Consider the following 21,422-nt stretch of genomic DNA (forward strand, 5'->3'; position numbering starts at 1 on the left):
CTGCACGGGCGTCTGGCCGAACCCCGAGCGGAGGGGTCGTACGGCGCGGCAGACCGAGGCCGGCACACCGAGCGACAACCGAGATCCCAAGCATGCCCTCATACCCCAACCCCCACCATGAACCTCACCGCTACCTGACAACCGTCATTGCTCAACCGAAACACACATGTCATCCTTATCTTCCAAGCTCAGAGCAGAAAAGATCGTTTGGACCCAGGTATCGCAGGGGCGATACGCGGGCTCCGCCCGACGGCCTGGTCGCGTGCGCGAAGGGGGTGCACGGCATGGCATGGCTCACCGTGCTCGGCCCCGCCGCGGCGCAGATCGACTACCGGCTGCGTGCGGACGCCGGCTGCGGCCAGGTCGACTACCGCCTCGCCGACGGCGACAGCCAGGAAGCCGGTCAGGAGGCGGCCGCCGGGGCCGAACCCGGGCGTGGCCTGACGTGGATCGGCGACGGGCTGCGCGAGTTCGGCATCGAGCCGGGCACCCCGTTGACACCCGAGGACCACCAGGCCGCCCGGCGGCTCATGGCCGGCCGCGATCTGGGCACGGGCAAGCGGCTCGTCAAGCCGAAGCTGGCCGTGCACCCGCGGGCGATGCTGCCCGGCGAGGTGCTGCTGCAGGCGCTGCAGCAAGCCGCCGTCGAGCGCGGGCAGAGCGTGGAGGGCATGCTCGCCGGCGCGAAGTGGGCGGCCAAGCGCGCCGGGCGTCTGGAGCGCGGCGTCGAACGCGAGGGCGAGGCGCACCGCATCCCGGTCGGCGACGCCGAACGCCTGGCGGCCGCCGCCGGCCTCGACCTCGATGCGCTGTATGAGCCGGACCGCCTGGCGCAGGCCCGCGCCCACCGCGATGAGCGGGTCCAGGTCGGCAACCGCGGCTACGACCTCACCCTCGAGCTTCCGAAGAGCGTGAGCGTGCTGTACGGGCTGGCCGATCCGGAACTGGCCCAAGGCGTCGAGGACACCTTCGCCGAAGCGGTGTACGACACGGTGGCCGCGCTTGAGCAGTGGGCCGGGTACGGCATGCGCGGCCGCCACGGCGACGGCAAGCGCGCGACGCGCATCGCGGGCACCGGCGTGCTCGGCTGGATCCTCTGGCATCGGGCCGCCCGCCCCGTGGGCGGCCAGGCGCCGGACCCGCATCTGCACGCCCACGTGATGATCGCGAACATGCTGCGCGGCATCGACGGCAAGTGGTCCACGCTCGGTGCCGGCGGCCGCGATGTGCACCGGCATGTGAAGGCGGCCGGCACGCTGGTGCAGGCGCGCCTGCGCCGGCTGCTGACCGAGCGGTACGGCCTCGCCTGGGAACGCGATCCGCACACCGGCGCCTGGGAGATCGCTGGCATCGGGGAGGACCTGCGCGGCCGGTTCAGCAAGCGCGGCGGCCAGGTCGCCGATCTCCTCAAGGAGATGGGCCTCGAGGTCGGCAGCGCGAGCACCGCCCAGGCCAAGAACGCGGCCGCCAGGACCCGGGAGGACAAGAACTCCGCGCCGACGGCGCCGGTGGACCTGCGCACCTCCTGGGCGGCCCAGGCCCGCGCCGCCGGCGTCGAGCCGGCCGCGCTGACCGCCGCGTGCGTCGGCGCCGCCCGGAGCCTGCCGGCACGTCCCTCGCCGGAGGAGATCGCCGCGTGGATCTGGCGGAGCGAGGACGGGCTGACCGGCCACGACAAGATCGTGACCCGGGCCGACGTGCTCGCCGAAGTGATGGACGCGCTGCCGGACGGCGTCGCCGGCCTGGCCGACGCCGACGCGCTCACCGACCAGGTCCTTACCCACGGGCCGGTGGTGGAGCTGCCGCCGGCCGGGGCGGTGCACCTGACCAACAACCAGCGCTACACCTCCAGCGACGTCATCGCCGCCGAGCAGACGGCGCTGGCCGCCGCCCGTGCCGGCTACGGCGCGGGTCTGGCTGTGGTCGACGACGCGGCTGCCGAGCTCGCGCTGGGCACGTTCGAGGCCGGCGCCGGAATCGACCTGTCGCCCTCCCAGCGGCAGGTGCTGGAGCGGCTGCTGGGCGGCGGTCACGGCGTGGAGGCGGTCATCGGCGTGGCCGGCGCCGGCAAGACCCTCATCATGGCCGCGGCCCGTTCGGCGTGGGAGAGCCGCGGCCTGGTGGTCGCCGGCGCGGCCACCGCCGCGGTGGCCGCCATGGGGCTGGCCGCCGAGTCCGGCATCGGCTCCGACACGATCGCCACCTGGCTGCGCCGCATCGAGAGCGGGCCCGGCCTGGACGGCGTGGACGTCCTGGTCATCGATGAGGCCGCGATCGTCGACGACCGCCAGCTCGCCACCCTGCTCAGCGAGGCCCGCCGCACGCGCACGAAGGTGGTGCTGATCGGCGACCCGGTCCAGCTGCGCGCGATCGGCGTCGGCGGCACGTTCGCCGCGATCCACCGCCAGGTCGACGGGCTGGTGCTCGGGGAGAACCGGCGCCAGCGCCACGACGGCGAGCGGGCCGCCCTGCAGCTGTGGCGCGACGGGCAGCGCGAGCAGGCGCTGCGCACCTGGGCTCAGGCCCGGCGGGTGCACGCCGGCCGCGCCGCCGACGACACCATGGCCGCGATGCTGGCCGACTGGCAGCAAGCTCGCGCCGCGTACGCAAGCGATGTGCACGCCGAACTGGCCGCCGTGGCGCTGCTGGCCGGCAGCAACGCCGACGTCGACCGGCTCAACGCCGCGGCCCGGGCGGTGCGCCGCGCCGCCGGCGAGATCACCGGCCCCGAGACGCGCTACCGCCAGCCCGACGGCCGCACCCTCGCCCTCGCGATCGGCGACCACGTGCGGGTGCACAAGAACGACTACCGGGCCCGGCGCGGCCAGGGCGCCAACGTGCTCAACGGCTACCGCGGCCGCGTCGTGGCGATCGACGACCAGCGGCGGGTGCTGGTCGAATGGCGCGCCCCCTACGCCGACGGGCTCCGCATCGAGCAGGAGTGGATCGAACCGGACTACATCGCCGCCGGCGGGCTCGGCTACGGCACCGCCATGACGGTGGCCGCCACCCAAGGCGCCACCGTCGACCGCACCCTGGTCTACGGCCATGGCCTCGATCCGCACTCGCTGTATGCGGCCATGAGCCGCGACCGCGAGAGCGTGCGCCTGTACCTGCCGCGCGAGCTGCTGGAGACCGACGCCGACCGGGCCCGCCTCGGCGAGCCGGACAGCTACGAGGTGGAGCTGCAGCGCGCGCTGGCCGCCTACGCCGCCACACTGCGCGGCGACCGCGCCGACAAGCTGGTCACCGCCGAACCCGACCCCATCGCCCACCAGCACGCCGAGCGCGCCACCGAGCCCGGCCGCGCCGCCGCGCCGGCCAGTCCGCAGCAGATCCGCGACCGGCTGGCCGACTTCGCCCGCGACTGGGGACGTGACGACGCCCACGACAAGGCCCGCAGCAGGGACGGCGACGCCGACCGAGGCGCCGACCGAGGCGCTCAACGCGATGTAGAGCCCGCCAGCGCGCCCTCACCGGACCGAGACCCCGGCGGACGCCAGAGCGAGCCTGAGCGAGCCGCACAGACGCCGCAGGCGGCCGCCGAGCATGCGGCCGCCGGAGACGACGAAGGCCTGCGCCGGGCCCGCCAGGAACTGCAGGACGCCGAGCGCGAGGCGATGGCCGCCGTGCGCCGGGCCAGCGCCCTGCTGGCCCTGACCCAGCGCCCGCTTGGGGTCGGCCTGCTCGACGACACCCAGCTGGACGCCCGGGTGCGGCCGCTTGCCGAGCGCGTTACTGCGGCGGCCGCCGCCATCGAGGCCGCCGACCAGCAGCTTGCTCGCTACGCCCGCGACGGCGGCGGCCCCACCGAGCGGGCGCTGCAGCAGCGGCGCGCCCAGCTCGCCGAGCAGGTCCGCCAGGTCAACGCCGCCGAGCAGGCCGCCCACCGGCTGCAGCAGGCCCGCCAGACGGTCATCGACGGGCGCGAGCAGGTCCGCCGGCTGCGCCAGCGCGAGGCCGACATGCAGCGCGAGCTCGCCGGGCTGGGCAGCCTGCGGCCCTCCCACCGGGCCCGCCGCCGAGAGCTGGAGGCCGCTCTGCCCCGTATCCGCGAGGACCTGGCCGCCGTGCGCGAGCGCCTGGCGCCCGTCCTGGAGGAAGGGCCGGCGCTGGAGGCGGCCGCCGAGCAGACCGCCGCGGCGGCGCCGCCGTCGACCGCCTGGCCGCTGGTCCGCCGCCTCCACACCGACCTCGAACGCGACCTGGACTCCGCCCAGCGCGGCGCCCGGGCCCGCGACGTCGACGCCGCCGCCCATCAGGCCGCCCAGGCCCGGGACGGCCACCAGAAGGCCCGCGCTGAGCTGGCCGCCGTACGCGACGAACGCGAGCGCCGCGCCGACCTGCCACCCGATCAGCGCGACGACGAACGCGCCGCCCGCGCCGAACACGCCCAGCGCCAGCGCGAAGCGGCAGACAGGGGAGACGGGCCGACCCGCCCGACGCCCGGCCGGCAACGTGAGCGCGAACGACGCGAGGCGTACCGTCCGCCGCCCGCGCCCCGGATCGACCGCGGGCCCGGCCTGAGCCGCTGACCCGAATGCCTTGCCCCCACCGCAGGCAGGAGGACCCGGACCGCGTGTCACGTCCCCGTCGTTGACACCAATTGGTGTCAACGACGGCCACCACCAGGAGGGCGAGATCGGCTCAGCGCATGCCTTCGGCCAGCAGTTGGTCGATGTGGTCCGGCGTCTCCCCCGTCGCGACCGCGATCAGCGGCACCAGCCCGCTCACCGCGGAGACGTGCTGCCCGTACAGCGGGCCGATCCCCACATGCGGGGCGTCGGCCACCGGGTCGTCGGGCAGATCGTTGCGCCACAGCTGCGCCCACCAGCTGCCGGTGCCCTCATCCCAGCCCCACACGCTGCGGTCCTCCCAGCCCTCCAGCAGGAACCCGAACGGTCCAGGGTGCCTCATCGCGCTCCTCTCCCCCTCCATCACGTTCCGCCTGCTCGTCGACACGATTGTGGACCTCCTTCCCGCTGGCGGGATCTTCGCAGCGCAGCCAACACGGTGACCCCTGAGAGTCGCTGGCGTCACCCTGTCCCTGAACCTCCGTGAATCGTCCGCGCACACCTGGAGCGGAGTGAGGACGTCACCGCCAAAGAATCTTGAGGCTGAGGTTCACGCCCATGGCACGGGCGGGCTCTTAACTCATGAGAAGGGGGACTGCAGGTCAATCAGACCGAGGCTCCACGACACTGCTGGAGGGGATCCGCCCATGGACATGGCGACCATCATGGTTGCTCTCGTCTCGCTCGCCCTGGTCCACGTCTGCGCGCTGCTCGGACTGCGGCTTCGATTGCGTTGGTGGGTACGGCATGAGCAGGTTCAAAGCAGGCACCTGACCGACTTAGCCACGGTGCTCGACGAAGGCGGCCGCATCGAGCTGGACGAAGAACGCGGCGAGGGGCGCCGCCTCAGCGTGAAGGTCGTACGCGGGGCCTCCAAACCAGGGAGGCAGGCGACGCGATGAGCGACCACGACCCAGAGCGCACAACCTATCCGCCCGGCGTCGTACCGGACGACGACACCGAAGCGCTCCGCCAGGCGGCCACGAACGAGGCCTTCTCGTGCTTCTATCGCGCCACGATCCGTTCCCTGGTCGGCTTCCTCCTCATCCAGGGCGCCTCACTGCCCATCGCCGCGGAAATCGCCCAGGAGGCGATGATCAAGGCATACCAGCGGTGGAACACCGTCACTCACCCGAAGGCCTGGGTGTACACGGTGGCCGGCCGCGCACTGGTCCGCCAGGTCGCCGACATCCGAGAAGACCCCTACGAGCAAACCCCCGAGCCCACCTCGCTGCTCCCTGCTCCGGACATGGCCGCCGAATGGGAAGTCCGGCAGGACCTGCTGCGCATACTGCCCAGACTGCCGATCCGGCAGCGCCAAGTGCTGGCCTGGACCTTCGCCGGTTACACCCCCAGCGAGATCGCCCAACAACTCCGCATCACCCCCGACGCGGTCAGAGCCAGCCTCAAAAAGGCCCGCCGCGCCGCCAGCCGACACCCCAGCGCGGCCGGCTACCACGCCGAGCCTCCAGGTGAGGAGAAATCGTGACGATGGCACGCCAGCCCGACGACCACGACGCCGTCACTCAGCAGTTCCTGACCGATCTCGACCGCATCCTCGACGTCGAGGCAGGCCTACGCGAGGTCATGCTGAACGCTCAGCACGCCACCTTCGCCCGCGCCCTCGACCACGTCCTTGACGTCGAAGCGGGACTGCGCGAAATCTTGCCCACCTCAAGCGCCGCCCAGAGGCCGCCCAGGCTCGATCATGCTGCCACCGACATCCTCCAGCTCGTGTCGGCCCATAGCCGCCTTCTGCTCCGCAAGCATCCCAACGTCGTTGCGAAGTGGCGGCAACTGCGCCGGACCAAGGGACTGGTCTACTCCCTAGAACGTGAACTCGGCGGCGCCGTGACGAGCACCAACCATCTCTTCTCGCTGGTGAACAGCGCGGAGGAGGCCGAGTGGGATCGGGTGGCCTCGTGGCTGTTCAGTCTCAAGGAATCTCTCGAAAAGATCATCATCAGGTTTCAGGATCTGATCGAGGAACTGGGCGATGCTGCCGCAACCGAATCCGCGTCCGTCATCGACATGCTGAAGGGGCTCCTCCAAACCGTCCGTGCTTTGTACGACGACAGCCAGAAGGCTTGGCACGCCCACCAGGAGAGCCACGTCGACCACATCCACGCCCAGCAACTCCTCAAGCAGCGGCACCGCATCACCGCCGGCTTGGAGACAGCACGGGGATGTGCCATCAGGCAGTCGCTGGCCGCTATCGACGCTCGCGTCCAGGCGATCAACGAAGCGATCAGAACAGTACTTGGCCGGTTCGACCTGCCGGCCTTCACCGCGACATCGGTGGAGGACTTCCTCGACGACTTCACAACCTCCGACCTGCGCGACCTCGACTTGGCCGATGTCGATCTCGCAGGCGTGCGCTGGTCACTGCCTGGCACACTGTGGCCGTCCTTGATCGACATCGAAGATATGAAGGCTCGCTCGTTCGAGCTTGAGGAAGAGCCCGGGACCTACGTCGTCCACCGCGGCAGAGCGACCGTCCGCGACTTCGTCGAACTGGGCTAACGGCCAAGCACACAAAGAGCATCGCGCTCGCGTCGCGTCCGGGTTGCCAGGCTGCACGCGGAGTCGCGCGAGCCCACCTGCGCTGCCGTACGCGTGTTCGATACATTGGTTCGGCCATGTCTGATCCACCGGCGGTAAAGATCTTGCCTGATAGGGCCGGCTACCTGCTCAAGCGGCGCACCCTCGCCAGTGGACGGCAGGAGGTGCTGGTCTCTTGGACGGACATCACGTCCGGGCCTCGGGGAGGATTGGTTTCCCGTGAGGAATGGCTGCCCATGGAGCGGGTGAGACTGCTGCAGGGACTCGACTACAGCGGCGTCGATCACGAGCACCTCACCGCGAACCCCGACGGCTCCACCGCCGGACCGATGCCCGCCGATCGGGCCCCCCGTCTCAGCCCGCGGCCCACTGGTTGGCCCGCAGAGATGCCCCTGCCCGACGACGACCCCGGCTGGGCCGGCCAGGCAACCGCGTGGCTGCTGGAGTGCATCCCGCCGGACTTCAGAGCCCACGCCGTGGTGCACGACCCCAGCGTGCTGACCTGGATGGCCGCCGGCCACGTCCAGCACGCCCTGGTCGCGCTCCGCGCCGGTTACCGCACGGCGGCAGTCGACCTCAAGCCGCACCTGCCGCCGCACGCGATCGCCGATGCGCTGGAGGCCTACCGCGTCGAGGGCCGCCGGCTGACCGAGGCCGCCGCCGCCATCAAGGTCGTGGGCGCGGCGCTGCGCGCACACGGGAGAAGTTGACGCCGAGCCTCGTCAGCAAGGGGCCGATGCCCGGTTCAGCGCAACAACGTGAGGAAGAGCATCACCACCGTGGCGATGGACGGCGGGATGGTAATGATCACGGCCATCCACGCAGGGCCGATGAGGTGGATGCGGCGCGAGCCGCCGAGCCGTGCGACGCCACCAGGCGTTGCATGAACAGCGAGGGCAGTGGGCGGGAGCGAGGGTGGGCATGGGTCTCCTATGCGTGGGGCCCGGGTCGCTCGTCCGGCCTGCTGCTGCCAGCTTGCCTCACACGCCTCGCTCGTGCGCGCTGTGTGGGCGAAAATCTGTTCGGTTCCGGGGTGGCGCGTCGGAAGGAAGAGGCACCGCCAAGCAAAGTCTTGTCTCCGCGTCCGCCAGATGTGATCTCACCCGAACATCCTTCATGACAAGGTGCGCCGCATGGCTACTGATCAAGTAACGGCGACCAAGACATCGAAGCAACCCCACACGCAGGACCCGGCGAAAGATCCGGCCTACATGATCACATCGGCCGAGATGCGTGACCTGAAGGACCTGAAGGAGTTCCGACTTGCACTACAAATGATTCACGGCGTAGACCCATGTGAGGACTGTCCCGAAACCCCGTTCCGTGCCCTGTGGAAGGCGTTCAAGGACGAAGCGGATGCTGATCGAGTCGTCAAGGCAATCCTCCGGGTGGCCGCAAGCATGGTCGCCGACCTGTGCCCCAGCTCGCACGACTCCTCGCCCGCACCCGACGACACCAGCGAATCGCGACTAGACCTGCTGCGAAAGTATGCCGGGCTCTACTTGATCAACTTCCATCCGCATGCGCTACCGCAAACTGCGGCACCTTCAGCACAGAGCACGGATGAACCGGATTGAGTCCTCTCGCGGCGGCTCGACGTCGGCTGGCGCTGCAGAGGCCCGAGATGATTGCCGCCGCGGAACCTCCGCGAAACGTCGTGGATGGGGGCAGTCAAAGGAGTGGGAGGTGCCTTGTGGGCGTCGAGGGGGTCTTGTAGGGGTTGGGCCGTATGTCTCCGCAGGTTCTGTGGACGTGGCCTGCACTCGGGGGCCGAAAGCGCCGAGGGCGCCCTTCGCCGTGCGCAGGGCGCCCTCCGTTGCTGATGACAAATTTGTCAACAAGATCAACTTTCGGGCCCGAACTCCGATTCCAGTATCCCCACTGCCTGTCGTAGAGCAGGAAAGAGTACGCCCTTGCCCCAGTCCGGGTCCTCCTTGGCAGCCTCGATGAGACGCTTCCCCTGGCCGTCGCCCACCAGATCGGCGAACTCGCGGAAGCGCGCCAAATTTTTCGAGAAGGTGGCAGCCCCACTCTCGGTCTCGGCTTCCTCGGGAGGGGGGAGGTAACCCTTGGCCCGGGCGACCCGAACAAGGGCGGCCGCGGACTTCTTGCCTTCCGTGGAGTCCCACACGTCGTACAGGGCTTCGCGGCCATGCTCTTCCAATACCGGCCGGACCGCGCTGGCCTGTCCCTCATTGAGATCCCTGTCCACGCCGTGCTCGGCGAGTGCCTCCACGACGGGGATGTCGGCTATGACGCGAGACACGTACGACGGATGCCAAGGATGCTCGTTCTTGAGGTAGGCCGTGAACGAGGTGTAGCCCTTGTCTCGGAACAGTTCATGGTCACGGATGGCGGCCAGGGCCCGGCCGACAGCGAGAAGCCACTGCGTGGTGATCGCGGTGATGTGCTTCTCGCAGTCCTCCAGAGTGGGCACGTCCCCGCGAGCCAGCTTCTCCACGAACGCGTCTGCAGGCATCGGCGCGGCAGGATCCGGTGCGTGGACAACCTCTGCGCCGGTGGCGTCTGGTGCCGGCGTCGACCAGGCGTCATCGGCCCGGTTCGTCATCGCCGCAGCTTCCTGCTGTGCCTTCTCCAGCCGATCGAAGGCGTCCTCCGCCGCATTGCCCCGGTTGGCGGCCCGCCTTCGCTGAGGCGGCCGATGCTGCTCGCGAGTGTCCGGAGGGGTCACCTACGGCCTCCCTGCACACCGGGCACCTCATCGAGCCCCAGCGCGAACGCCGCCAGCTCGGCGACTACCTTGCCGTACTCCCGGAAAGTGCGCGGGAACATGCCGAACGCCTCCGCGTAGCGGATGGAGTCGTACAGCGGCGTGGAGAACACCGGGTAGTCCTTCTTCTCCACCCGGGCATAGGAAGTCCGGAGCAAATTCGTGTCGTTCGCGCCCGCCTGCTTGGCCCGGGCGAACAGAACGATCGCGGCCAGCTCGCCACCCTGGGCGCCCTTGAGAGCGTCCATCTGCTCCGCCACCTTGAACGTGGAGTCGAGCTGGGCGGTGTCCATGGGCGTCGGCTGGCAGGGGATCACGAAGGTATCGGTCACCATCAGCCCGGCGCGCAGGATGTCGTCGTGCTGAGGGCTGGTGTCGATGACCAGATGCTTGAACTGCCCCTCCATGGCAGTCACCCGTTTGGCCAGATCCGGAGTTGCCCAGGGCATGACGGTCAGGTTGATCGGCCATTCGTCGCCGGCACCGAGCTTCCACATGAGGCTGCTCTGGTTCTTCGGATCACCGTCGACCAGCAGGACGGGGTCACCGGTCAGCGCGAGGGCCAGGGCCAGATGGACGGCGGTTGTCGTCTTGTTGACGCCGCCCTTCATGTTGCCGATCGTGATACGGATGGGCCGACCGGCAATGGCCGCGACCACGCTCTCGAACTGGGCCCGGTCGGTGGGCGTGAGGAGGCTCCAGATCCCAGCGAGCTGTTCCTGGACAGCTGCGGCATCGAGCTGGACGGGGGTTGAGGGTGGAGTCGTCACGGCATCATCTCGCCATGTCGGCCGGAGTGGGCGGTCATGTGGTCCTCCTGTGATGAGTTGTCACTGACGCCAGTGACAACCGACATCCTAGAGAGACCCTCACCGGCAGGCACGCAGAAAGGCCGCCCCCGGCGAGCGGGGGCGGCCTTCCTAGGCTTCTCATCACAGAAGTTACGGCGATGATACCTCTGCCGGCCCGGCTAACTGCTTCTGATCATCCGAAGGGGAGGACGGCCTGGGGGCGGCCCCATGGGATACCCGTTACCCGCCATCAAGACAGGAGCCAGACCATGCAGGTGGCCGATGACGTCCTCACGAGTGAGCCGGAGCTGGCGGGCAATGTCGGCCGGGCGCACCTGCTGGCCCTGCCCGGCCGTCAGCAGGTCGGTAAGCACCTGCGAGGTCTCCCCACCCACGAACGGCGCGGCAAACCGATGCAGGTTGGCGCACGCGCTGCGGTAGTCCTCCCCGTCCAGCAGGCCCATGCCACGCAACCGGTGAGCCAACGCCATTCCGGGCACCTTCAAGGCACGGCTCACATCTTGAATGCGGTCGCTGCCGGCGCGATACAGCGTCCGGCCCAGCAGATCGGGAGCCGGCATCAGGAAGTGGGCGGCGAACTCGTCCGCGGCCGTCTCGGCCTCACTGCTGGCCGGTGATGCTTCACCACGGTGCAACACCAGGTGCGCCAGCTCGTGGGCAGCCTCCACCCGGGCTTCTGCGCCGCCGCCCGCCTGGCCGAGGAACAAGAACGGCACACCGCGCCAGTACAACGAGAAGCTCCCCACATCGGCGCAGTCGGGCGGCAGCGCATAGACACGCACCCCGTGCCTCTCCAGCAGACGGATCATGTTCGAGACCGGCGCCTGCCCCAGCCCCCAACTGATCCGGACCACCTGCGCGGCCGTCTCCGGGTCCGTCCCCGGCAAGCGCGGCACGTCCGGATCGGGCCGGCTGACGCGCTCCTCCACCCACTCATTGATGAGAATGCCGATTCGGGCGGCGCTGCGGCCAGCGTTCTTGCGTCCCGCGGTGTGCTTGATGGCCGCGCGGAAGCTGATCGCCGGCTCAGGTACCTCCTCCAGGTCTTCTCCGAGAAAAAAGCCTTCAGGAAAATCCAGAGCGTCGGCGAGGCAGGAACGGGCCTGCGGGCTTGGGCTGCGCTCGCCCCGCTCGTATGCCGACACCGAGCGCGGGCTCACACCGCTGAGCTGAGCCAAGCCCAGGACCGTCAGCCCACGGCGCTTGCGCGCCAACACCAGACGTGAGGGGGCGAAAAACCCGGACGGAGAACTCATCACATCAACCAGACGTTGGAAGCTCGGACGGGGACTACACCGTGGCGCATCCTCCGCTGATCGGCCAAGAGAGACGACCCATCATCCTCGCCTCAGCCTCTCCCGTCACTGATTTCACGCCTCCTCTCCGAGATCCTTTCCCGCCAGAGCCGGCAGCAGAATCCGCTCGCTCCAGCTGTCCACGTACCCCTTCGACGTGATCGACAGGGGCAGCGACAACTCCGAGCGAATCTCCGCCGGCATCGCGTTGTACAGCAGCAGCCATACGACATGCGGCTCTCCGCCGGTCGGTCCGGTCACCTCCGCCAGCGCCTCACCGATCTCCTCGCCCGGCACCTCCTCCTCGAACAGCGCAGGCTGCACGAAGCGCTCGTTCCTCTCCACCAGATGCGCCGTCGCTGGCCCCTTGGCGTACCTCGTCGTCGGCTGCATACCGGGCAGACGAAGACCGGTGCACTCGTCACCCGTGGTGGCCACGATCGCGAACTCACCCTCCGGATGGATCGTCCGGGGCAGATTCCGCGGGTTGTCGTATGTCCAGCCGCGCATCGTCAACCGCTCCCGCAGAAAGCGGTTGGTCTTGCCCCAGCGGCCGATGCCAGGAGTGTTGGGCGGATCGAGATGGGTGTACAAACGCGCCTCACGATCCGCCGCGAGCAGCGCATGCTCGATATCGGACCAGCTCAGCCCCAACTCCTCCAGCCGCCGATGGGCCTCGTCGTCTTCATGGAACGCAGGTTCCGCCATCAGACCTCCCTCGCCAGGTCAAGGTCCTCACGGGCGGATTGTCCGTTCAAGCTGGCAGACCATCAAGATTGCCGAAGGGCACAGCACCGTAGACCAGCCGTAAGCTGACGCCCACCCCTCCGGCGCTCGCCGCCCTGGGCTGGAGACACGACGCACAGGTGTCAGCAGAGGTCAGTGGCCGTAATCGTCCGTGACGTACTCGAGGAGCTTCTCGGACGACTTCACGATCTCCTTGGCGAGCGGACGACCAAAGCCGTTCTTACCCACCTGCTTCAGTCGCGCCTCGCGCTCGTCAGGACGGCAGTTGGTCGGATGCAAGCCGTAGTTCATGATCTGCAGTTCGAGGCACCTCACCAGGAACGTGAAGTCTTCACGGTTGCCGTTCCGATACGTGCTGAGGAACTCGTAGATCAGCCCTACGGAATCCGAGACCTCCGCTGGGTCCCAACACCGTTCAGTCAGACAGGAAGCCCATCGGTACGCTTCCAGCATCCGTTCGCGCTCTGTCACCGCGCCCATCGTGGCCCCCTGTTTCAGGCAGTTCCACGTACTCGCTGTACGTGCTGTACCCAGAGATGACCCTGGTGAGTCAGAGGGCGTTGGTAAGGGGCACAGCCATCTTGGCGGCCAGCGTTCGGACGGCCCCGAAACGGCCTCCTCCGTCCCCCGAGGGACGGTGTGCCCATCCGGGGATTCTGATCGTTTCCGCTGCCCTGCCCGGTACCACTTGGGCGATCGTTCCCTACGCCCGCAGTACAAGACCCTTGCTGCAAGGGAACGCCAACAGGTTGCCCTGCTGGGGATGGCGCTGGTCCCTCAAGGGGGGCCAACGTCTTCCCGCTTCCTCGCTCTGTGCCCGTCCACCCCCGAGGGGCGGAAGGGCTTACCGGAGCTCCGCGGGCGTTTTACGTCTCCCCCCTATCGGAGGCGACGGTCCCGCGGCCAAGCGCAGGGATGGGAAGCGCTTGGATGGCAATGTTCCGGGCCGCGTTCATGTCCCGGTTCAAGACGAGCCCACACGAGCAGGTGAACACCCGGTCGGCCAGGGTCATGCGTGGGTTTTGCTTGCCACAGGCCGAACAGGTCTTGCTGGAAGGGAACCAGCGGTCAATGACCACCAATTTCGCTCCGTACCAGGAGGTTTTGTAGGCGAGCTGCCGACGGATCTCCCCGAAGGCCGCGTCGAGGATCGCTCGATTCAGCCCTGCCTTCTGCCGTACTTGCCGACCTGGTCGTTTCACGGTGCCACGCGCGGAGGAGGTCATGCCGGTGACGTTGAGATCTTCGACGGCCACCGTGTGGAACCCCGTTGCCAGCCGCTTTGTCAGCGTGTGCAGGAATCCGGCACGCCGGACAGCAACCTTGTTGTGCAGGTGAGCAACCCGCTGCTTGGCTTTCTCCCTCCGGCCAGAACCTGGCTGGGTACGTGACAGAGCCTGCTGGGCACGATGCAGCCGTCTCGAGATAGCCAGGAGGTGGCGCGGATTGTCGACAAGCTCCACGGGCCCAGCTCCGAAGTCGACAGGCTGGGACAGCGCCATCAGGTGTGTCACGCCGAGATCGACACCGACGAGCCCAGCCGCCGCTTGGCGACGGGTTGGCCGCTCGGGCAGTTCGACGGTCACCTTGCACAGCACGCTCGCGTACCAGCGAAGCCCACCGCGCAACACGGTTACCGACTGCACAACCGCGTCCCCACGACCGATCAGCCGCGCGAGGCGCTTGCCAGAGTCATGCAACCGGATCTCGCCCAGCTTGGGGATTCGCAATCGACGATGACTGGTCAACCGGATGCCGGGCTTAGTTACGTTGTGGTGGATGCGGAAGCTATCTCGAGACCGGCCGCGCTTCTTGAAGACTGGATAGCCGACGCGTCGCCCGGTGCGCCCGCCTTGTACCCATGCGAGCCAGTTCTTCCATGCGGCATCGGCGTCCAGGAACGCCGACTGAAAACAGTAGGTATTGACTTCGTGCCACCACGGGCATGCCCCATCCTCCCCGGTTCGAGAGTCACCGCGAGCAGCGATCCACGCCTTGTGCACAGTTGGTTTGGTAGGCACCGCGACCTTGATCTGTCTGCGTGCGGCAGCCTCTTCCACGCCAGTTTCGACAAGGGCGGCCACCTTGCTGCGCCACAGCTCGTGCGCGGCCACTTTGGCGGCCAGTGCGTGATTGAACGCCCACCGGGATGCGCCGGCATACCGGCGAAGTTCGCTCTCCTGAGCGAGAGAAGGGGCCAGCGTGAACTTGAACGCCCGCAAGATCTGCTGTCGGGCCACTTGCCCTCCAACCTGTGTTCACGATGGCGACGTCCGGAACGATACAAGCGGCCACCGACAGTTCTCTTGCAAGCGGCCGAGAGCATGTGAGGAGAAGCCGAGGTATTGCTGGAGCTGCGCTGGGCCACCAAACATCACTTGCCGGACAGTGCGTCGGCAGCTGCGATGATGAGATCACGAGCCTGATCGCCGGTGACGGCCTGGTCCCAGAGCTTGTCCATGACTCGCCTGTATCCGGCGGCCTCAGCTCCCCGGTGAAACGTCTCACCGATGAACGTCTCCACAACTGCGAGCGACTCTTCGCCTTCGTAGATGCCGAAACTGTTTTGCGGGGTGACCTGCAGTTCCACGCCCATGGGGATGATGCCGAATCGAACACGCTCAAGCCCGATTACGGTTTGAAGACGATCAAGTTGGGTGCGCATCACACTGGGTGGGCAGATCAGCGTGCGCAGCACGGGTTCGGCCAGGAGGAACTCGAACTGTTTGGCCGGGTCGTACAGCAGTTGCTGGCGCTGCATGCGGGTAGAGACAGCGGTGTCTACGTCGTCGACGTCGAGTTCATGCAACCAGATCATCTCGGTTAGCACCCGCTTGGTGTATGCGGGTACCTGTAGCAGTCCCGGAACGTAGACCGTCTCAAAATGTCGGACGTGGCTCGCCTCCCGCACGAGAGCGTTGTAGCTCTCTTGAACAGCGGCCTGGCCGCCACGCATGCGGCTGCGAAACGTGAGTTGGGCTATGCGGCCTTTCTCCTGCAGCTGCAGGAGCTCGTCCACCTCGGTTTCACTAGCACCGCATGTCTCCGCCCAAGTCCGTACGTCCTCGGGAGAGGGCAGTTGTTTGCCATTCTCGATACGGCTGACCTTTGACTGCTGCCAGCCGTGCGAGTCGGCGAGGTTCTTTCCGGATAGCCCCGCCTGCGTGCGCAGGTTCCGCAGGCGGGTTGCTACCCCATCGGGCTGGGTGAGCCAGTCCTCTAGCGATTCCACAACGATCATTCCTTCTAGTCGGCGGGCGCGTCCGGAGTACTCAGGACGCTGTGGTGGACTGCCAGGTCCCGCCACGCGCACGCCTGCACCACAACTGCTGGATCATCAACGAGCTCGTGCGTGCCAGGCCGTCCTGCCTCATCGAACCGCATGATGATCAGCTGTGATGAATCGAGCAGCCACCAGTCAGTGCTGCCCGCGTCCGGCAGCAAGCCGATGTCGAAAGCCTGCTGCCGGGTGAGGTATCGCATGATCTCGCCTGACGCGACATTCCAGGCGTCGAGCCACCGTTCGAACCTCTGGTACGGCGTTGGTGGATCATCCTGGACACGCACCCGCTCGATGCGCTTGCCTTGCCGGACGCCTTCAGCAACCTGGTCGTACCAATCTTGGTAGACCGGTACAGGAGACCGAGGCTCGCCCTTGAGGAACGCGGCAAGGATTTCAGTCTCCTCGGGCACCAGATAGCTCGGCTGCAGTTCAAGGCGAAACGCCGTGTGCTTGAACTGATGGAGGGTGTCACCGAACCGCTCCGGCGCGATGGGCCGGCCTTGGATCACGCCGGCACCGTGGCTCGCTGAGCGAGGCGCTCCTCAACGAGGCGATCGATGACGTCGGCGGGGACATAGACGGCGTCTTCGTCCATGGCGAGGTCTCGTAGTTGTGCGCGCGTGGCCTCGTCGATCTTCTTGCCTTGAACGACGTAGCCGCTCGGCGCGTCGTAGATGGCCGGACACTGGCCACCGCCGGAGTCGGAGGTCTTCCACTTGAACGTGATCTCCATGGGGTTCACCTTTCTGGTTCCGTCACCACGCTTCCATGCTCGCAAGTTGCAGCCACAAAGGCAATGATCCCCGCCAAAGGTGCAAGAGGCGGGGATCTGCGTGGTGTTGTCGGAACCTGGCTCCCTAATCGTAGCCTCCAAGCCACAATTCTCGCGCAATGCTTGACTCTTGCGAGCTTGGGTCGGACGCTGATCTCGTGACGACCCGACAGCGCAGCGCACAGGAGGCCGAAGAGCCCACATCCCAGCCCAAACGCTGGGTGGCTCGCGTAGGTCCATGTGAGCAGGCTCTGGGTCTACACGACGCTGGATCTGTGAGCGTCGTCTCAGCCTGGCCTGACGGCCTGCACACACATGTAGGGGGTGACTGCATCTAGCCCCACAACATCAATGGGCCCCCGCCCGCCCGGATTGCGCCCGGGCGAGACATCAAATGGGGCCCCGCCCGGATTGCGCCCGGGCGAGACCCCTGAACACCGGGACCACCTCTACGAAGGGAACAACCCCGGATGAGCACCATGCTCTCATTGGCGCGCCAGGACCTGAACACCCTGGCCGCTGCCGAGTTGTCTCGGCAGGTACAACAGCAGGGCGTCTGCCGCACTGCCGACGACCCTGACGCCTGGTTCCCGCCTGAGCCCAATCGGTCGGGCCGGGAGTCGAAGGAGGCGTGGCAGGCGCGCCGCGCCGCTTACGAGCAGACCGCAGAACGCCTGTGCGGGGGCTGCCCGGCGCGGGCGGCGTGCCTGGAGCTCGCGCTGCAGGAGGAGGCGAAGCTTCCCCGGACCTGGGTGCACGGGGTCCAGGGCGGCAAGGCTCCCTGGCAGCGCCAGGCGATGCTGCGCTCGCGCACGCGTCACTCCAGGGCTGGCCAGGCCGCCGCGGGGGTGGCCTCGTGACCACCTCGACGATCAAGGTCACGTTGACGGTGGCCTTCGCGGATTTGCCGAACCAGTCGATGCGGGTGACGGCCATCTTTGAGCCGAGCGACCCGTACGCCGTCCAGTTCCGCTTCCCCACTTCGCCCACCTGGACGTTCGCTCGCAACTTGCTGGCGGAGGGCCTGAAGTCTCTGGCGGGCGGCCCTGTGGGCGAGGGCGACATCACGATCGGCCCGACCGAGGCCGACGACTACGTCGAGATCGTGCTACACCCCCGCAGCTCGAAGCCGACGCGGCTGTATGCCCGTCGTGACGAACTCGGCCCCTTCGTGGCCCAGGCCTACAAGAGGGTGCCGGACGAGCGCGAGGACGACTACATCGACTGGGACGGCGCCTGGTCGGCGCTGCGCCGCCAGACGCTGGACGCGGGAGGTGGCGCATGAGCGTCAGCACCCTCCCCACTCTGGTGGAAGGCCTGGTCCTGCGGCCGCTCGCCGAGCCGGACGCGCCGCTGGTGGCGGTGGTGTCCTACCAGGCCGACGTGCCGTTCCTGCTGCGCCTGGCGTTCGTCGACGCGCACCGGCGCGAGACCCCGTTCGTCTACACGCTGCCCACCGACGTACTGACCGAGGCCCTCGCGGAGGACCTGACGGCGCCCGCCGGTGACGGCGAGGTGCTCATCGGTCCTTCGCCCGAGCCGGGACAGCTGGTGCTGTCGGTGCCGGCCCCGGACGCGAGTGCCGAGGGCGGCCGGTTCGAGCTGCTGGTCGAGCGGGCCCGCCTGCAGGCGATCGCCGATCAGCTGCGAGGCACGGCGTCCGCCGACGTCGCCTCCGCCGCCGTGGTCACAGGTGTGGCCTTCGGCGCTGGGCGCGGCTCCCGGACCCGCCGCCACGCGGAGGTGGGGTCATGACGCGCGAGCCGGCGATGACCGCCGCCTACGACGAACTGCTGGCCGCTGCCCGCGCGACCGTGGCAGCCGCCGCGCTCGGTGACCCCGAGCCGCTGGCCATCCTGGCCAGCTACCTGGCAGAGCATGGCCAGCTGCCGCCCGACGGTGCGCGCCCTGCGCAGTTGCTCGCGCTGGCCGCTCCGGCCCGGGCGGGGGTGGCGTGATGCGGTGGCGCATCAAGATCGGCCTCCTGTCCAGCCGTCGCCCGCCGTTGAAGTGGCTGCGCACCTGGCTGCACCTGACGGTGGCGAACCAGCGAAGCGACCTGGACATGTTCGTGGACGACACGATGCATGTGTTGTGGGAGCTGTACCAGGTCTACGCCGACCACGACGGCAGCGCCCTGCACAACCGGATCGACGCCCTGATCGCCGCTGGCGTGCCGGGCGCTGAGGGACTGGACGACCGAGTTCAGACCATCGAGAACACGCTCGAAGGCCTCCTTGATCTGGCCGGGAGGCACGTCCTGCCGGAGCGGGACGGTAGTGGCAGGGCGGCGGCGCGGACTCAGCGGCGCTTGGCCCGGTTGTTCAGTGCCGAGGAGTGGCCGGACTCTTCTGCCGGCGGTGTGTCATGACGAAGATCGTCGGCGTAGCCACGCGCCGCCATTTGGCGACGGATCTTCCTGCTCGCTTCGAGCAGGTCGGCGCGAAGGTCCTCATGGATGGCGTCGAGTTCCTTGGCCAGCACCTGGTCGTCGTGTTCAGCCGCAGCCCGATAGGCGGTGGCGGTGATCGCCCGCAGGTGTTCGTAGGCGTCATGCAGGCGCTTACGGGCGAAGGCGGTGTGCCAGTTGTAGGCCGCGATCTCAGCGCTCAGCCCGGCAGCGGGTGGTTCAGGGCGGCGAAAGGCACGCCACAGCCGGGCGCCCATCCGTGGGGTTCGCATGTACGCATGCTCTCCCACCTGGACCTCCTCTGGGACCAAAGGCGCATATCTGCCCTGGTTGCGGGGGTGGCGTAGATGTCGATCACGTTGTCCGTGCCCGTCACCTCCGGGCAGGCCTTCCTCGGCACGCGGGATCAGGTCGCCGCGGCCCGCGCGTGGGCGCTGGCGGCGGTGCCGCTGCCTAGGAGCCACCCGCGCGCCAGTGATCTGGCCACGGTGGTGACCGAGCTGGCCACCAACGCCATCCGGCACTCGATGTCCGGCGCGCGCGGCGGCCGCTACTGCCTGCAGGTCTCGCTCGACCCCGGCTCCACCGCCGAGCGCGGCGCGGTCGAGCTGACGTGCGTCGACCTGGGGCCCGGGGCCGGCCTTCAGGACGAGCGCGAGGACGCCTGCGAGGGCGGCCGCGGCCTGCGACTGGTGCGAGCCCTGGTCGACGCCTACAGCGCCGATCAGACGCCTACCAGCCGCGAGGTGCGCTGCCGCCTGATCTGGGGCGGAGGCCCGGCGTGAGCACCGAGCACGACGACCGGAGCCGCCTCGCTGAGCGGGTGGCCCGGATGAACACGTGGCAGCTGGCCCTCGCGAAGGCGATGGCCAGCACCACCACCGACGCCAGCAGCGAGGACAGCACGGACAGCACGGACACGGAAGGAGGAGAGCGTGGCTGACGCCCGCACCCGGGCCACCGACAAGCGGGCCCGCCGCCGCAGTTTCCACCTGAACCGCATCGAGACCGCGCCGAGCCTGATGGAGAAGCTCGAGGCCGCCTTCGGGCTGCTGCGCGCCGAGATCAAGAACGGCGACCCGGCCAAGGCCCAGCAGATCGGCCTGGAGGCCATCGACTACCTCATCAGCGCCAGCGACCGCATCCCCCGGAGGACCTCATGACCGACCAGCGCACCCAGTCCATGCCGATCGGCCGCCACGAGGCGCGCACCGCGCCGCAACCGCCGACCGGCCAGCACCCGTACCCGTCCACGCCGCCGGCAGCGCACACCGGGGACTCGCACCCCCCGGTCCCGCCGCACGAGCACCCCCAGGCCGGCACGGGCCAGCAGATGCCGCCGACGGGCCCTGACGAGCGCTCGGCGGGCCCGGTCGGCCAGATGTGGCAGGCCTCCCGCAGCGACCGCGCCCTGCGCAAGCAGCGCGGCCGCGGCCGGTGGTGGGGAGCACGGTGGATGCGCGAGCAGCCCACCAGCGTGGCCGACCACCTGGACTACTACCTCGCCCAGCGCGAGCAGCGAGCGGACGGCCGGCGCGGCTGGGGCCTGGCCACCGCGGTCCCGCTGATCAACGGCATACACGCCGGCTTCTACATCGTCTTCGGCCTGCTCGTGGGCCTGCCGGTGACGCTGGCCTGCTACGCGCTGGCGTGGATGTGCCAGCGGCCCGGCCGGGCGTTCCTGCTGGCCGCCGGCCTCTTCGTGATCGTGATCAACCTGGCGAGCTGGCTCGCCGCGCTCTGACTCTCAGCCCCTCAACCCGCCTCACCAAACGATCTAGTGAAAGGAGCGAGACCGTGGGACAGATCTTCGCGGGCCTCGGCTTCACGGCTGTTTTTCTCGCCATCGGTATGCGCCTGATGAAGCAGGCGAAGTTCATCAAAGAGGACAAGCGTCGTGCGAAGTGGTATCGCGCGGCCGCTGTGATCATGTTCATCGCGGGGTGCGGGCTGGTCGGCTCCTGGTTCCAGGGGTTCGCCACCACGATCGCCGCGGTGGTGCCCGGGCCGATCGTCGGCTTTCTCGCGGTGTTCTGCGGGCTCGGCGTCGCGCTGGACTGCTGGGGCAAGGACAACCATGCTGGCCGCGGCACCGTCATGGTGGCGTTCATCGCCCCGCTGCTGATCGTGTTGGCGCCGGTCAGCCTGCTCGGCATCAACCCCGACGACCTGGTCAACGGGGTCAAGGGCGTCACGCAGAACGCGCAGCTGGTCAAGCCCGGCGGCCAGGGTTAGG

At 68.5% G+C, this 21,422-nt stretch carries 27 protein-coding genes; 16 read left to right on the forward strand and 11 right to left on the reverse strand.

The window, feature by feature from the left end; all coding sequences use genetic code 11:
- Positions 1–284 precede the first annotated feature (284 nt).
- A complete protein-coding gene (gene mobF / locus HD597_RS63645) occupies positions 285–4,535 on the forward strand; it encodes a MobF family relaxase (protein ID WP_253760265.1) in 4,251 nt (1,416 codons plus the stop codon).
- A gap of 112 nt (positions 4,536–4,647) precedes the next feature.
- On the opposite strand, the gene HD597_RS63650 is transcribed toward mobF, so the two are convergent.
- A complete protein-coding gene (locus HD597_RS63650) occupies positions 4,648–4,917 on the reverse strand; it encodes a hypothetical protein (RefSeq protein ID WP_253760267.1) in 270 nt (89 codons plus the stop codon).
- 304 nt (positions 4,918–5,221) lie between these two features.
- On the opposite strand from HD597_RS63650, the gene HD597_RS63655 reads away from it, so the two are divergent.
- The 5 genes from HD597_RS63655 to HD597_RS63675 all read left to right on the forward strand — a co-directional run bounded on the left by HD597_RS63655 (position 5,222) and on the right by HD597_RS63675 (position 8,713).
- A complete protein-coding gene (locus tag HD597_RS63655) occupies positions 5,222–5,476 on the forward strand; it encodes a hypothetical protein (RefSeq protein ID WP_253760269.1) in 255 nt (84 codons plus the stop codon).
- Positions 5,473–6,063, forward strand: a complete 591-nt coding sequence (locus HD597_RS63660) for an RNA polymerase sigma factor (protein ID WP_253760271.1) — start codon at positions 5,473–5,475, stop codon at positions 6,061–6,063. The genes HD597_RS63655 and HD597_RS63660 overlap by 4 nt, the downstream gene beginning before the upstream one ends.
- A complete protein-coding gene (locus tag HD597_RS63665) occupies positions 6,060–7,097 on the forward strand; it encodes a hypothetical protein (protein WP_253760274.1) in 1,038 nt (345 codons plus the stop codon). Before HD597_RS63660 ends, HD597_RS63665 begins: the two co-directional genes overlap by 4 nt.
- Before the next feature lie 275 nt (positions 7,098–7,372).
- Positions 7,373–7,846, forward strand: coding sequence for a hypothetical protein (locus HD597_RS63670; RefSeq protein WP_253760277.1), 474 nt, complete (start codon positions 7,373–7,375; stop codon positions 7,844–7,846).
- Between the two features lie 423 nt (positions 7,847–8,269).
- Complete coding sequence (locus HD597_RS63675; protein WP_253760280.1) at positions 8,270–8,713, forward strand: hypothetical protein; 444 nt, start codon at positions 8,270–8,272, stop codon at positions 8,711–8,713.
- A 266-nt stretch (positions 8,714–8,979) separates the two neighbouring features.
- Here HD597_RS63675 and HD597_RS63680 read toward each other — a convergent pair whose 3' ends face one another.
- From HD597_RS63680 to HD597_RS63720, 9 genes are all read right to left on the reverse strand, one after another.
- Positions 8,980–9,828 carry a hypothetical protein gene (locus HD597_RS63680; RefSeq protein WP_253760283.1) on the reverse strand — a complete coding sequence of 283 codons (849 nt, stop codon included), beginning with the start codon at positions 9,826–9,828 and terminating at the stop codon, positions 8,980–8,982.
- Positions 9,825–10,637: an AAA family ATPase gene (locus HD597_RS63685; RefSeq protein WP_308211028.1), complete on the reverse strand. Its 813-nt coding sequence runs from the start codon at positions 10,635–10,637 to the stop codon at positions 9,825–9,827. The genes HD597_RS63680 and HD597_RS63685 overlap by 4 nt, the downstream gene beginning before the upstream one ends.
- A 200-nt stretch (positions 10,638–10,837) precedes the next feature.
- Entirely contained in the window at positions 10,838–11,935 is a 1,098-nt protein-coding gene (locus tag HD597_RS63690) for a helix-turn-helix domain-containing protein (protein ID WP_253760285.1), read from the reverse strand.
- 114 nt (positions 11,936–12,049) lie between these two features.
- Positions 12,050–12,682 carry a hypothetical protein gene (locus tag HD597_RS63695; RefSeq protein ID WP_253760287.1) on the reverse strand — a complete coding sequence of 211 codons (633 nt, stop codon included), beginning with the start codon at positions 12,680–12,682 and terminating at the stop codon, positions 12,050–12,052.
- A 171-nt stretch (positions 12,683–12,853) separates the two neighbouring features.
- Positions 12,854–13,192, reverse strand: a complete 339-nt coding sequence (locus HD597_RS63700; RefSeq protein WP_253760289.1) for a hypothetical protein — start codon at positions 13,190–13,192, stop codon at positions 12,854–12,856.
- A gap of 395 nt (positions 13,193–13,587) precedes the next feature.
- Positions 13,588–14,961, reverse strand: coding sequence for an RNA-guided endonuclease InsQ/TnpB family protein (locus HD597_RS63705; RefSeq protein WP_253760290.1), 1,374 nt, complete (start codon positions 14,959–14,961; stop codon positions 13,588–13,590).
- A gap of 134 nt (positions 14,962–15,095) precedes the next feature.
- Positions 15,096–15,962, reverse strand: coding sequence for a helix-turn-helix domain-containing protein (locus HD597_RS63710; RefSeq protein ID WP_253760293.1), 867 nt, complete (start codon positions 15,960–15,962; stop codon positions 15,096–15,098).
- A 5-nt stretch (positions 15,963–15,967) separates the two neighbouring features.
- On the reverse strand, positions 15,968–16,513 hold the full coding sequence (locus HD597_RS63715) for a DUF6879 family protein (RefSeq protein WP_253760295.1): 546 nt from the start codon (positions 16,511–16,513) through the stop codon (positions 15,968–15,970).
- Positions 16,510–16,737, reverse strand: coding sequence for a hypothetical protein (locus tag HD597_RS63720; protein WP_253760297.1), 228 nt, complete (start codon positions 16,735–16,737; stop codon positions 16,510–16,512). The genes HD597_RS63715 and HD597_RS63720 overlap by 4 nt, the downstream gene beginning before the upstream one ends.
- 518 nt (positions 16,738–17,255) lie before the next feature.
- Here HD597_RS63720 and HD597_RS63725 point away from each other — a divergent pair.
- From HD597_RS63725 to HD597_RS63745, 5 genes are read left to right on the forward strand one after another with little or no spacing between them, the layout of a single operon-like run.
- Positions 17,256–17,636 carry a WhiB family transcriptional regulator gene (locus HD597_RS63725; RefSeq protein WP_253760300.1) on the forward strand — a complete coding sequence of 127 codons (381 nt, stop codon included), beginning with the start codon at positions 17,256–17,258 and terminating at the stop codon, positions 17,634–17,636.
- On the forward strand, positions 17,633–18,061 hold the full coding sequence (locus HD597_RS63730) for an SsgA family sporulation/cell division regulator (RefSeq protein WP_253760302.1): 429 nt from the start codon (positions 17,633–17,635) through the stop codon (positions 18,059–18,061). The genes HD597_RS63725 and HD597_RS63730 overlap by 4 nt, the downstream gene beginning before the upstream one ends.
- Positions 18,058–18,531: an SsgA family sporulation/cell division regulator gene (locus HD597_RS63735; RefSeq protein ID WP_253760304.1), complete on the forward strand. Its 474-nt coding sequence runs from the start codon at positions 18,058–18,060 to the stop codon at positions 18,529–18,531. Before HD597_RS63730 ends, HD597_RS63735 begins: the two co-directional genes overlap by 4 nt.
- Positions 18,528–18,734: a hypothetical protein gene (locus HD597_RS63740; RefSeq protein ID WP_253760307.1), complete on the forward strand. Its 207-nt coding sequence runs from the start codon at positions 18,528–18,530 to the stop codon at positions 18,732–18,734. The genes HD597_RS63735 and HD597_RS63740 overlap by 4 nt, the downstream gene beginning before the upstream one ends.
- Positions 18,734–19,147: a hypothetical protein gene (locus tag HD597_RS63745; RefSeq protein WP_253760311.1), complete on the forward strand. Its 414-nt coding sequence runs from the start codon at positions 18,734–18,736 to the stop codon at positions 19,145–19,147. The genes HD597_RS63740 and HD597_RS63745 overlap by 1 nt, the downstream gene beginning before the upstream one ends.
- On the opposite strand, the gene HD597_RS63750 is transcribed toward HD597_RS63745, so the two are convergent.
- On the reverse strand, positions 19,078–19,476 hold the full coding sequence (locus HD597_RS63750) for a hypothetical protein (protein WP_253760314.1): 399 nt from the start codon (positions 19,474–19,476) through the stop codon (positions 19,078–19,080). The two genes, HD597_RS63745 and HD597_RS63750, sit on opposite strands and share 70 nt — an antisense overlap.
- A 57-nt stretch (positions 19,477–19,533) precedes the next feature.
- Between HD597_RS63750 and HD597_RS63755 the strand changes: the two genes are divergently transcribed.
- Genes HD597_RS63755 through HD597_RS63775 form a run of 5 tightly spaced genes read left to right on the forward strand, consistent with a single transcriptional unit; the run spans position 19,534 to position 21,421 of the window.
- Positions 19,534–19,971, forward strand: coding sequence for an ATP-binding protein (locus HD597_RS63755; protein WP_253760316.1), 438 nt, complete (start codon positions 19,534–19,536; stop codon positions 19,969–19,971).
- Positions 19,968–20,129: a hypothetical protein gene (locus HD597_RS63760; RefSeq protein ID WP_253760319.1), complete on the forward strand. Its 162-nt coding sequence runs from the start codon at positions 19,968–19,970 to the stop codon at positions 20,127–20,129. The genes HD597_RS63755 and HD597_RS63760 overlap by 4 nt, the downstream gene beginning before the upstream one ends.
- A complete protein-coding gene (locus HD597_RS63765) occupies positions 20,122–20,349 on the forward strand; it encodes a hypothetical protein (protein ID WP_253760321.1) in 228 nt (75 codons plus the stop codon). The genes HD597_RS63760 and HD597_RS63765 overlap by 8 nt, the downstream gene beginning before the upstream one ends.
- Complete coding sequence (locus HD597_RS63770) at positions 20,346–20,930, forward strand: hypothetical protein (protein WP_253760322.1); 585 nt, start codon at positions 20,346–20,348, stop codon at positions 20,928–20,930. The genes HD597_RS63765 and HD597_RS63770 overlap by 4 nt, the downstream gene beginning before the upstream one ends.
- A 53-nt stretch (positions 20,931–20,983) precedes the next feature.
- Positions 20,984–21,421 carry a hypothetical protein gene (locus tag HD597_RS63775; RefSeq protein ID WP_253760325.1) on the forward strand — a complete coding sequence of 146 codons (438 nt, stop codon included), beginning with the start codon at positions 20,984–20,986 and terminating at the stop codon, positions 21,419–21,421.
- Position 21,422 lies beyond the last annotated feature (1 nt).

Source organism: Nonomuraea thailandensis (genome assembly GCF_024172165.1).
In the GTDB taxonomy this organism is placed as follows: Bacteria; Actinomycetota; Actinomycetes; order Streptosporangiales; family Streptosporangiaceae; genus Nonomuraea; species Nonomuraea thailandensis.